7 protein-coding genes are annotated in these 12194 nt (G+C 72.2%); all 7 read left to right on the top strand.

From position 1 onward, the window contains the following. The first annotated feature begins 193 nt into the window (after positions 1-193). Entirely contained in the window at positions 194-847 is a 654-nt protein-coding gene (grpE, locus tag AB0O34_RS17755; protein WP_363916471.1) for a nucleotide exchange factor GrpE, read from the top strand. Between the two features lie 3 nt (positions 848-850). Further along, positions 851-2434 (top strand): Hsp70 family protein, encoded by a 1584-nt coding sequence (locus tag AB0O34_RS17750; protein ID WP_363916470.1) that lies wholly within the window; start codon positions 851-853, stop codon positions 2432-2434. Positions 2435-2446: 12 nt separating this feature from the next. Beyond that, positions 2447-5047 carry a hypothetical protein gene (locus AB0O34_RS17745; protein WP_363916469.1) on the top strand — a complete coding sequence of 867 codons (2601 nt, stop codon included), beginning with the start codon at positions 2447-2449 and terminating at the stop codon, positions 5045-5047. 4 nt (positions 5048-5051) lie between these two features. Further along, positions 5052-6224 carry a hypothetical protein gene (locus AB0O34_RS17740; RefSeq protein ID WP_363916468.1) on the top strand — a complete coding sequence of 391 codons (1173 nt, stop codon included), beginning with the start codon at positions 5052-5054 and terminating at the stop codon, positions 6222-6224. A 68-nt stretch (positions 6225-6292) separates the two neighbouring features. Beyond that, on the top strand, positions 6293-8566 hold the full coding sequence (locus AB0O34_RS17735; protein ID WP_363916467.1) for a hypothetical protein: 2274 nt from the start codon (positions 6293-6295) through the stop codon (positions 8564-8566). A gap of 154 nt (positions 8567-8720) precedes the next feature. Then, complete coding sequence (locus tag AB0O34_RS17730; protein ID WP_363916466.1) at positions 8721-10487, top strand: hypothetical protein; 1767 nt, start codon at positions 8721-8723, stop codon at positions 10485-10487. Between the two features lie 1331 nt (positions 10488-11818). Then, a partial coding sequence (locus AB0O34_RS17725; protein ID WP_363916465.1) for a DUF222 domain-containing protein occupies positions 11819-12194 on the top strand: 376 nt, incomplete at its 3' end.

Below are 12194 nucleotides of genomic sequence, written 5' to 3'. Positions count from 1 at the left end.
ACCAGGAGCGCGCCTGATCGATAATAGAGTTTAAGAAGTTGTCGTCGTGATGGGTGTTGGCGGGCTCACTCCAACCCCCGCCAACCACGACATAAGGCTCATTAGCGGACAGATTAATCTCTACCGGGCGGGGGCATTGATGGCTAGAGTTGCAGGCGTCAGGAATTCGTTTATTTCCGGAACAAGGAGATAGATGGCGCCTCCCCCTGAAGAGCCGCGGCACGAGCCTCCCTTCCCTGACGCCGCCACCTCACCTCACCCCGACACCGCCAAGGAGCTCGCGCGTCAGGCCGAGGAGCTCACCCGGCAGCTGGCGGCGCTCACGGAGACGGTCAGGCGCGAGCACGAGCGGGCGGCCCACCGGGAGCAGGTCATCGACCGGCTGCACGCCGAGAACCAGCAGTTGCGGCACGGGCTCCTCCAGGAGGCGCTGACCCCGGTGAGGGCGGGCCTCTACCGGCTCTACGACACGCTCGTGCGCGAGGGAGCCCGCTGGCAGGCAGACGATCCGCCCTCTCCCGAGCTGGCGGGCCCCCTGCTGTCGGCGCTGGCCGACGAGGTGGCCGAGGTGCTCGGCCGTACGGGCGCCGAGCTCCTCACCGTGGAGCCGGGCGAGGCGTACGACCCCGCCGTCCACCGCCCGGCCCGTACGGCCGTGGTGGGCGCCGGCGCGGACGGGACGGTCGTGGAGGTGCTGACCGAGGGCTTCGCGATGGGCGATCGGGTGCTGCGCAAGGCGTCGGTGGTCGTCGGGCGCGCCGGCGCGCAGGAGGAGGCCGACGGGGGCGAAAAGGGCGAAACGCACGACGACGGTACGGACGGCGGCACGAAAAAGGAGAGCGAGTAGGCGATGGCTGTTCACGGGATCGACCTCGGCACGACGTATTCCTGCATCGCCTCTGTGGACGACGTCGGACGGCCGACGGTGCTGCGCAATCTCGAAGGCACCGACACCACTCCATCGGTGGTGTTCTTCGAGTCCCCCGACAACGTCGTGGTGGGCGCCACCGCCAAGGACAGCGCCGTGCTCGAACCCGATCTCGTCGTCAGCCGGATAAAACGAGATATGGGACACGACGTGCCGCGCGTCAGGCACGGCAGGCCGTACACGCCGGAGGAGATCTCCGCCTTCATCCTGCGCAAGCTGGCCGACGACGCGCAGACCGCGACCGGCGAGACGGTCGAGGACGTGGTGGTCACCGTACCGGCCTACTTCGGCGCGGCCGAGCGCGACGCGACCAGGAAGGCCGGGCACATCGCCGGGCTCAACGTCATCGACATCGTCTCCGAGCCCATCGCCGCGGCGATCACCTACGGCGTGCTCAACCCCGGCCAGGACCACACGATCCTGGTGTACGACCTCGGCGGCGGCACCTTCGACACCACGGTGATCACCCTGCACGGCGGGAACATCGAGGTGGTCTGCACCGACGGCGACCACGAGCTGGGCGGCGCCGACTGGGACGACCGGCTGGTGGAGCACCTGGCCGAGCGGTTCCAGGCCGAGCACCCCGACGCGGGGAGCCCTCTGCTCGACAAGCAGTCCGAGCAGCAGCTGCGCCGCGACGCCGAGGATCTCAAGAAGACGCTGTCCACGCGCACGCAGCACACCGTCCGCGTCGTGCACGAGGGCAGGGTGGCCAAGGTGGAGCTGACCCGCGAGGCGCTCACGGAGCTGACCCGCGACCTGCTCGACCGCACGGTGGAGATCACCCGGCGGACGATGGAGACGGCGGCGGTCAAGGGCGTGCGGGAGTACGACCACCTGGTGCTGGTGGGCGGCTCCACCAAGATGCCCGCGGTGACCGAGGTCCTGCAGAAGGAGTTCCAGCTCACCCCCCGCCTCCAGGACCCCGACCTCGCGGTGGCCAAGGGCGCGGCGCTGTACGCGTTCGAGGAGACCTACCGGCGGCTGCTGCTGTCGGGCGAGCGCGAGCAGGCGGAGGACATGGCCGCACGGGCGGGCCTGTCGGCCGACCAGCAGGAACAGATGGCCGCGCGGACCATCAAGACGGTCGCCTCCCGCGCCTTCGGGATCATCGTCACCGACAAGGAGTCCCGGCGGCGCAGCGTCGAGCATCTCGTCCACGCCAACGACGCGCTCCCGGCCGCGGTGACGCAGGAGTTCTACACCATCGACCAGGGCCAGACCGGCGTCACCATCGAGGTCATGGAGCAGGCGGGCCAGGCGGAGTCCGACGAGCCGGACGACAACGGCCTGATCGCCGAGGGCGTGCTGAAGATCCCGCCGGGCAAGCCCTCCGGGTGGCCGATCGAGGTGACGTTCGCGCTCGACACCTCCGGCCTGCTGCAGGTGACCTCCCGCGAGCGGGAGACGGGCGAGGAGCTGGAGCTGCGCGTCCAGATCGGCGGCATGTCAGAGGAGGAGGTGGCCGAGTCACGGGCCGCCCTGTCCCGCGTCCAGGTCAGCTAGCCGGGCGGCCGCATGGCCTTCGACGAGCAGCGGTACACCCGCGAGGTGCTGGAGCCCGCGCGCGAGGCGGGCGGGCTCCCGCCTGAGGACCTGCGGGTCCGCTACCAGCTGCGCGAGGCGATGACCGCGGCCGAGGTGGCGGAGACGGTCAAGCAGGTGCGCCAGTGCTGGCGGCGCGCGCGGGGCATGCTGAAGTACAAGCGGCTGGCCGACCGGCTGGAGGCCGACCACGCCCGGTTCGCCCCGATCTTCTCGGCCGCCGCCGAGGGCGACCTGTCGCCGTTCCGCGCGGCGCTGGGCGAGTCGGAGCGCCGGGCCGCGCGCAGGCTCGCCGACGCCCGCGGCCGGCTCGACGACGCGGCCGGCCGGCTGCGCATGCTCTCGCCCGCGCTGCTGGCGACGATCGCCCGGTCGAGCGGCGTCAGCCAGGAGGAGGCCGTGCGCCTGGCCGCCGAGCGGTCGATCGAGGTCCGCGAGCCCGACGCGCTGCCCGAGGCCGCGCCGTACCCCGGGTACGGCAAGGCGCGCGAGGCGCTCGACACTCTGGGGCTGAGCCATCTGGGCCGTTTCGTCTTCGGCGACCGCTGCGCGGACATGAGGGTGCTGGACGGCTTCTCGGTGCCGGGCGCGGGCTCGGTGCGGGACGCGCTCGGGGAGGTCGAGCGGCGATGGGCCTCCCGCACCAGAGGCCCGTGGACGATCAGCGCCGACACCGTGCTGGCCGCCCTGCGCAACTCCCCCGACCCGGCCGTCCTGATCCGGTACGACATCGTCTCCCGCCTGCGCGAGCGGATCCGCGAGCATCCGTACGACGACACGCTCCTGCGGCACGCGACGACCGAGCTCGATCTGGCCCCCGGTGACGCCCGTCGTTTGATCTTCGCCGTTCGCGGGGAGGGCGGCGTCGCCGGCGGGGCGTCCGCGCGGCTGCGCGAGCTGGTCGACGCCGGGGAGATCCACGCGGCGGCCGACTTCGCCGACGCGCTCGGCCCCGGCGCGCTCACCGGCGAGGCGGCGGAGCTCGCGACCGAGGTCAGGGCCAGGCTGGCGCGAGCCGTACAGCTCAGGGACCGCGCGCGGGCCGCCCTCGATCCCGACGACGCGTGGCTCGCGCTGCGGGACGCGCTCCAGCGGGTGCCCGACCTGCCCGGCGCGTCCGAGCTGCTCGTACGGCTGGCGCCCCACCCCGCGCGCGCCGTGCGGGCGAACCTCCATGACGAGGGGGTGAGCCTGGTATGGCAGCCCTCGCCCTCCCGGGCCGGCCGCGTCGTGTACGACGTGTACAGAAACGGCGTCCCGCTGGAGACCACCGAGCGGCCGTCCGCGCGCGACGAGGCGCCGCCGGTCAACACTCCGGTCACCTACTCGGTGATGGCGCGACGGGACGAGGCCGTGTCCATGCCGGCGGCGGCGGCCCCGGTCATCGTGCGGCCCGAGCCGCGCGACATCCGGGTGACGGCGGGCGACGGCGTGGTGTCGGGCCGGTGGTCCCTGCCCCCCGAGGCCACGCGGGTGGTGGTGACCCGCGACGGGCGGGCGCTGGCCGCCGACGACACCGGGTTCCGCGACCGGGACGTGGTCAACGGCACGAGCCACACCTACGTCGTCTCGGCCGCCTACCCGGGCCCGGACGGCGAGGTGGTCACCCCCGGCGTGCGGCACACCGTGACCCCGCGGGGACGCCCCCGGCCGGTCGGCGAGTTCACCCTCCGCCGCGACCCCACGGCCCCCGGCACGTTGCTCGTGCGGTACGAGGAGCCGCCGGACGGGGTCCTGGAGATCGTGGCGCTGGACGCGGCGCCGCCGTGGCCCGTGGGCACCACGCTGTCGCTCGCCGAGCTGCGCGCCGCCAGCCGTACGATCCCGGCCATTCCCACCCGGGAAGGCCAGGCCATCCGTCCGGGAGGCAGCCCCGGCGTGCTCCTCGCGGTCACAGTGGCCGGGGAGCTGGCCACGATCGGCGCGCACGCCGACCACGTGAACCTGGCGCCCCCGACCCGCCTCACCGCGCAGCGACGCGGCGTCACCGTCTACGTCGGTTTCGTCTGGCCGCCGGACGTGCCGGAGGTGGAGGTGCGCTGGAGCGGGCACAGCATGATCGTCAACTCCGCCGCCTACCGCGCGCAGGGCGGCGTCCGGCTGGAGGTCCCCGAGGGTGAGCCCGTCACCGTCGAGGTCGCGCCCACGTCCCTCATTCATGGCGAGCGCCTGCGCGGCCCCGCCGTCAGCCTGCGGCTGGACGGGCACGTCCCGGTCCACTACGACCTCAGCCAGCAGGGGCCGGCGTGGCGGCGGTCGGTGGTGGTCGACGTGACCGCCGACCGGCCCGTACGCCTGCGCCGCCTCGTCCTGGTGCTCAAGCCCGGCCTCGTCCAGCCCAAATCCGCCGACGACGGCGTGCTGCTGGACGAATGGACCGACCTGGACGTGCCCGCCCGCCTGACCGTCCCAGCGCCCCGGCAGGCGAAGCCGTACTGGCTGCGCTGCTTCGCCTTCGCCGACGGCCCACCGGACGGCGCGCTCGGCACGTCCGGCACGTCCGGCGGGGCTCAAGCACCGGGCGGCGACGTGGCCCTGATCGACCCGCCGGTCCGGCGAATGAAGGTGGGATGAGCCCTTGGAGATCACCTGCCCGTTCTGCTTCGCCCGGCTGGACCGCAACCGCATCGCGTTCCGCTGCGCCGGCAGGGCCGGGCGCGGCGGCGGCTGCGAGGCACGGCTGGACGAGACCCTGGCCGAGTACCTCGGCTCCCCCGCCGCCGCGTCCCTGCCCCCGGTCTTCTCCGTGCGCAGGCCCGGGCGCCGCGCCGACTGCCCCGACTGCGGGCGGTCCACCGGGTGGCGGGCGTGCCCCGAGTGCCACAACCGGCTGCCCGCCGAGTACTGCGCGAACCCCGGCAGGATCGTCGCGCTGGTCGGGGCCAAGGGGTCGGGCAAGAGCACCTACATCGCGGTGCTGCTGCACGAGCTGACCAACCGGGTCGGGGCGGAGCTGGACGCCTCGCTGGTCGCCTGCGACGACCGCACGATCGCCCGCTACAAGCAGGACTTCGCCCGCCCGCTCTACGGCGAGCAGCGGCTGCTCAGCACCACGCGCCCCGCCGCGACCGAGCCGCGCGACCCGCTCGTGTACCTGCTCACCCGCACGGTGGCGGGGCGCCTGCGCACGAGGACGATGTCGCTGACCCTGGTGCTCTTCGACACCGCCGGCGAGGACCTCAGGAGCCGGGAGTCCACCGAGACGCACCTGCGCTACCTCAACGCGGCGGACGCGATCATCTTCCTGGTCGACCCGGTGGAGCTGCCGGGGGCCAAGGCGTCGCTGAGCGGACCGGCCCAGGCGGGGAGCGGCGTCAACGCGGGCGACCCCGACAGCGACCCGATCAACGTCATCAGCCGGGTGACCGAGCTGCTGCGGGACCGTTCGGGGTCCGGGCGGCTGAAGGTGCCGGTCGCGGTGGCGCTCAGCAAGATCGACGCGCTGCAGGAGGGCATGGACACGCAGTCGGCGCTGCACCGCGCGCGAACGCCGTCCGGCACGCTCGACCTGGACGACAGGGAGGCGGTCCACGAGCAGGTCAGGGCCCTGCTGGACGAGTGGCAGGCGGGGATGGTCGACCGTTACCTGCGTCAGCACTTCGCCGACTTCGCGCTGTTCGGGCTCTCGGCCCTGGGCGGGGTCCCCGGACGCGACGCGGTCGGCCCCGGAGGCATCCGCCCCTACCGGGTCGAGGACCCGCTGCTGTGGCTCCTGTACAGATTCGGCATGCTCACCGGAGCCCGCAGATGACGGCCCCGTGTCTGGGTCTTCGGACTAGGGGGCTCGGGGTGCTTGACGGTGGGCGGGGGTGAGGGGTGGTGGCGTGGCAGTTGCACTACACCTCAGAGGCGGCCGGGCCGTCCGGGCGCGCCGGGTTCCAGTTCGTCGCCGAGTCGCCGGGGCTCCCTCCAGGCCTCGCGGGCAAGGTCGCCGCCTACCTCGCCTACAAGCCCCCGCCGGACGCCCCGCTCGCCCCGACCCCCGCGCAGGTCGCCGAGCTTCCCATCGCCCTGGCGTACGGCACGCTGGGCGAGCTGAGCGTGCTCACCCGCTGCGTCTACCTCGGCCAGGACTACTCCGGCCGGTACGGCAACTTCCTCGGCCACGCCGTCGTCGCCGCCCCCGGGGAGCTGACGGGGCTGCGGCCGGTCGAGTTCTGGCAGGCGTCCCTGTGGTCGGACGTCCCCGCGCCTCCCGGTACGGCCCTGCCCGAGCTCGCCGACCCGCTGCCCGGCGACCGTGTGGACCCCGAGTCGCTCGCCGCCTGGCTCGCGCGCGGGGGCGAGGCCGCCTACACGCGGCTCGGCGTCCTGCTTGAGATCGTCGGGACGGCGCTCTCGCGGGGGCACGGCCGCCTCCTGCTGGTCTCCGCCGACGTGGAGGAGATCGTGCGGTGGATCGGGGTCATCTCGTACTCCCTGCCGTGGCCGGTGGCGGCCCGCCTGCCGTTCCTGACCTACAGCGCCGATCCCGCCACCGCCCCGTACGTGATCGTGGGCACGACCCCGGACGTCTGGATTCCCTCCGACCTCGACGCCGCCGTCGTACGGCTGGACGATCCCCCGGACGCGCCCCCCTCTCCCGGCCGCTTCGCCCGTACGGTGACGGACTGCTGGCGGCGGTCGGACCTGGCGGGAATCGACGCGATAAGCGAGCTCGGAGCCCTGGACGAACAGCCTGACCACGACGCGTTCGAACCCGAGACGAGTGCGGCGCTGCTGGCGTTCTGCCGGGGGGATCCAAGTGTGACCGCCGAGGAGCAGACGGCGATCGCCCGCACGCTCTCCGCGGACCTTCCAGAATGGCTGTGGCACGACCTCGGGCGGATGTCCGGCCACATGGGCTTCGAGCTCGCCTCGGCCGTCCGCGACCTCGCGCCGGTCGACACCGCCGAACGCTGCGCCGCGCGGTGCGCCGTACTGGCCCTGCGCGACCCCACCCTGCCCCCGCCCCGGCCCGCGCTACGACCGGACACCAGGGACGCGCTCCACCGCGAGGCCGCACGCGCGCTCGCCGCCGCACGCGACCTGGACGAGCTCGCGCGTGCTACGCGCGTCGCCCACGCGGTCGGAGCGCCCGTGACCGGCGCCGACCTCGGGGCCGCCACGCGCGCGCTGGTCCGCGACGGAAGGGGCGACCTTGGGTCACTGCTGGAACGGATCCCGGCGGACCTGCGCGAAGCGGCGCTCGCCGGGGCGATCACCGGGATCGAGGAATCGGCGGCCGGAATCCGCCAGAGCATGCTGTCGGACGCGGTGTGCGGGTTGCTGGAGCCGCGCGACCTGTCGCACGCGCCGCGCACGGGGACGGCGGTGGTGCTCTTCCTCGTAGGGCGCGAGCGCATCTCGCGGATCGACGCGACGGTCATGCTGATCAGGCTGGGCTCCGGCGTGCACGACGACCTGTCGACGGACCGCGACGCGGCCCTGCTGTCGGTCTGGGAGGCCCCGCCCGGCATCGCCGAATGCTCAGCGCTGGTCGGCAGGCTCGGGAACGCCTTGAGCGTCTCGCCGCACCTCAGCGACCTGCCGATCCGTACGTTCCTGGCGGCGGGCTTCGAGGACCCCGAGGTGGTGCGGCTCGCCGAGCTGGTCCGCGACACCGTGCCCGGGTACCCCGCCACGGACGCCGAGGTGGTGCTCCTGGCGACGGGGGTCGGCGAGGCCGCCCGGCCCCGGGACGCGGCGGCGCTGCTTCAGCGGCTGGAGGGCCTCGGCCAGGACGCGGACGAGGAGCTGCTCCGCGAGGCGGTGGCCGCCGCCGCACGCGCGCTGACCCGGCGGGATCCGAGGTTCAGGGCCGCGGTGGTCAAGGAGTCGCCGCAGGCCGGGCGAGCCGGGCTGACGCGCGCCTGGCTGGACGGCCGCAGGGGCCGCGACGAGCAGCTGGCCCTGCTGGAGGTCGCGGTCCGGCTCCACCTGGCGGCGGTGACCGTGCCTGACCTGGACGCCTGGGCGCGGTCGCAGCTCAGCAGCTGGTCGCTGTTCGGGTCGGTGGAGTCGCACTTCAAGCACGACACCGAGCTTGCGGCCGGCCTGAGGGAAATGGCCAAGGGACGCCGCGGCCCCCCATGGAAACGAGAGGCCCGCTGATGCCTCTCCCCCACCCACACGGTCGGTCCCCTCTCCCTCACCCAGACGGTCGGTCCCCTCTTCCCCACCGGCACGGTCGGTTCCCTTTCCCCCACCGGCACGGGACCCGCACGCCGCTCCCCGGCGCCTCGTCCGTGAAGCGGGAGGGGTGCTGATGCCGCTCGTCGCCGTGTTCTTGATCGCGTTATGGGTCGCGTGCATGTATTTCGGGTTCCTGTACGGGTTCCCGATCGTGTGCGCGCTGACGTTGGTCGCGGCCACGCTGGCGGGGACCGGACACTACTTCCTGCGTGCCGGGCGGGTGCTGTTTCCCACGACGGCGAGCGGAGCGTCCCCCGCGGTCCCGGGAACGGGGGACGAGAAACGGGATCCCACCTACCGGCAATACCTCTTCAGTCAGGGGTCGCTGGACTGGTGGCAGATCCTCCGATCCGCCGTCCCCGCGATCGCCGAGGCCGCCAGAACGGCGGTGAGCACGGTGACGCGGCGGCTGATGACGAACGTCCAGGGCTTCTTCCTGTTCCCCGTCTGGCTGGCCGTCGTGGCCGGGCTCGGGCTGGCGGTGATCCCGCTCGCGGCCGTCGCGCTGGCGTTCACCTCCGCGTACGCACTGGTGGTCGTGGCGGGGATGCTGGTGTGGGTCGTCTGCGTGCTGCTACTGCTCGGCGTGGAGCAGGTCTTCATGCGGGCGCGGCGGATCCTGCAGACCTGCCCGCACCCCGGGTGCTACGCCCGCATCGCGCTGCCCGAGTACGCGTGCCCGACCTGCGGCGAGCGGCACCGGCGCCTGACGCCGAACCGCGATGGTGCGTTCAGGCACGTGTGCCGGTGCGGCACGCGGCTGCCCACCGCGATCGTGCTCGGCCGCTTCCGCCTCCAGGCGTACTGCCCCGTCTGCGAGCGCGCCCTGCCGCATCGGATCGGACGCGCCAGGATCGAGCCCCTGCCGTTCGTCGGCGGTCCCGACGCGGGCAAGACGACCTTCATGGTGCTCGCGATCAACGCCCTCCACGGCGTGGTGAAGGACGCCAGAGGCCGCGCCGGCTTCGTGGTCCAAGGCGACGAGATGGCGTTCGCCCGGTTCCGCCGAGAGCTGCGGCTGGGAAGGGTGTCCAAGACCACGACCGCGGCGCCGTCCGCGACGATGGTGGACATCACGCTGCCCGGCTCCAGGACCCGCAGCGGGAACCGCATCCTGTACCTCTTCGACCCCTCCGGTGAGGGCTTCACCGGGGCCACGCAGGTCGAGGCGATGAGCTACCTGGCCCACGGCGAGGCGATGCTCATCGTCGTGGACCCGTTCGCGCTCCCACTCGTACAGGAGAGCCTGTCGGCCGCCGAACGCCAGTCCCTCGAAGCCGCCGGTGTCGTGCTCTCCGCCGAGGATCCCTCCGACACCTTCCAGCGGGTCAGGAACGAGCTTGCCGCGCGCGCGGACGGCGGGCGGCAGAAACGGGTCGCCGTGGTGGTCACCAAGGCCGACCTGCTCCGAGGCACCGACGTGGGACGCGACGCCGACCGGCTGCCCGCCTGGTTCGACGGCGTGGGGCTGGGCAACATGGTCCGCGACCTGGCCAGGACGGCCGGCGAGGTGCGCTACCTCGCCTCCGGTCTTCCCGCCGACGAGCGCGCGATCGGCCGCCTGCTGGCCTGGCTCACCGGCCTGCCCGTGACGAACGGGCTGTCGCCGAACGGCTCATCCCCGATCGAGCATGGGGACGAGGACATGGAGAGCGATCTCAGCATGGCCGACCTGCGGCGGCCGTGGGCGGCAAGGAAGGGCGGCGAAGGCAAGGCGCCGATCAGTTACCGGCTCTTCCGATGGTCGATTTTCGGCACCTCAGCCCTTCTCAGCGCCGCCGCCCTGGCCCTACTCACCCTGCGCGCCTTCTCCCTGCTCAAAGGCTACATAGGCGCCTAGTGGCGGTGCCGTCCGACTGGGCTCGTCTGCTGGTCCGGTCTCGATCTCATCCAGCCCTTTGTGGGCACAATCCCGGCTGGGACGTCTACTCGTTGAACGTCGTGGTTTTGAAGCCCCGCAGGGACGTCTGCCATCGCATGGGGGAAGACGGTAGCGCGGACGTCGGGGTTCCTACTGTCACGGACGGCGACGTACAGCCAATCGACGCGTTTTCGCCCCATGGGCGAAGATTCGGCCGCTTCCAGCCGTACCCGCTGGCGCCACCGATGTTCCCTTGGGGTGAACCTGCCACCTTGCGCGTATCGCACACGCTCGCCATAACCGACAGATCAGCGCACGCCAGCCTCCCAGCAAAGCTTACTTACGTTGGACAAATTCCACAGTCGACCTTATCGAGAGAATAAGGATGAATTTATCATCTCGGACATTTGCCAATTACAAGAATCGGGTTGCGAGGTTATCGAGCATGTGAAAACATTCGTACAGGCTTTCGAATTAACGGGGGGTGATCGCGGGTGGCGGATGTCTACGACTTCAGCCGATCCCGGTCCCAGCCGCCGTCGCATCCGGGTTCTGGGTCGGGTGGCGGTGGCGTGCTTGGCCCTGAGTGGTGGGCGGCGGTGGTGGCGCGTTCCTCGCGCTGGTCCTGCAACGGTTCCTCCGCGCTCGACCCAGACCCTCCAAGTGACCCGCATACCGAGAACCCGGACGAATTGAACCCGCATGACAAGAACCCCAAGAAAGGCCCCCATGATCTGACCTCCCATGCCGAGAACCCAATTGCGGAGAGGCCGAATGCGGACGAGCCAAATACGGAGGGGCTATATGCGGAGAGCCCCTATGGCCTGGCCCCGCATGGCCTGAGCCTGTGTGACCTGGGTTCGGCCGAAGCCGGTATCGGTATGCGTCCCGGTGCCGGCCCCTGCCCTGCTTCCGGCGCCGACGCGGGCCTGGACGCGGGCGCTGGGAGTGCCGGGTCTGCCCGTGCCGGTTACTGGGCCAGTGGCAGCGACCGTGCGAATGCCGGTGGCCTTGCGAGCCCGACCCCGAGTCCGAGTGCCAGTGCGGGTGTGGCGGCTGCAGCTGACCAGACGTCGGATGCTGGAGGTCTGAGGACCGGGAGTGGTCATGCCGGTTCGTTCGGTGCCGCTGACCAACTCGGTGATCCTGCGGTTGACCAGCTCGGCGACCCGGCGGATGGACGGGGTGGTGCCCGGGCGGGTGAGCCGGGAGGTGCCCGGCCGAGTGAGCCGAGCGAGTCGGCTGAGCCGGGTGGTGCCGGGGCGGGTGGTCGCGATGGCGGCCCGGCGTCGTGGGTGTTGGTGGGGTGTGTGCGGGAGGCTGCGGAGGCGCTCGCGGTGGCACCTGTCCCCGAGTCACCGGCGATCTGCCTGGCCGAGGTGGAGGATCTGGTGTTCGCGCGGGATCGATTGATCTCGGCGATAGCGGGCCGGGTGGGTCGGGTGCACGCGGCAGGTGAGGCCCGTAGCCGGGGGCATGCCTCGACCAAGACGTGGTTGCGGTCGGGCTGTGGGATGAGCATGGCCGGGGCGGGGCGTCTGGTCGGGCTGGCGGTGGAGTTGGCGCGCCTGCCGGTGGTGCGGGAGCGGTTCGCCTCGGGGGTGTTGGCCGAGGGGATGGTGTCGGCGATCTGTGCGGCGACCGGTGTGTTGAGTGATGAGCAGGCGCGGGTGGCGGAGCCGATTT

Source organism: Sphaerisporangium sp. NPDC088356 (assembly GCF_040685555.1).
Lineage (GTDB): Bacteria > Actinomycetota > Actinomycetes > Streptosporangiales > Streptosporangiaceae > Sphaerisporangium.
This window is presented reverse-complemented; position numbering and strand designations above follow the sequence as displayed.

What these genes read in the sequence shown, in the direction of transcription:
- AB0O34_RS17745 (WP_363916469.1), top strand. Translation starts at nt 2,447, where the DNA reads ATGGCCTTCGACGAGCAGCGGTACACCCGCGAGGTGCTGGAGCCCGCG.
- AB0O34_RS17750 (WP_363916470.1), top strand. Translation starts at nt 851, where the DNA reads ATGGCTGTTCACGGGATCGACCTCGGCACGACGTATTCCTGCATCGCC.
- AB0O34_RS17730 (WP_363916466.1), top strand. Translation starts at nt 8,721, where the DNA reads ATGCCGCTCGTCGCCGTGTTCTTGATCGCGTTATGGGTCGCGTGCATG.
- grpE (WP_363916471.1), top strand. Translation starts at nt 194, where the DNA reads ATGGCGCCTCCCCCTGAAGAGCCGCGGCACGAGCCTCCCTTCCCTGAC.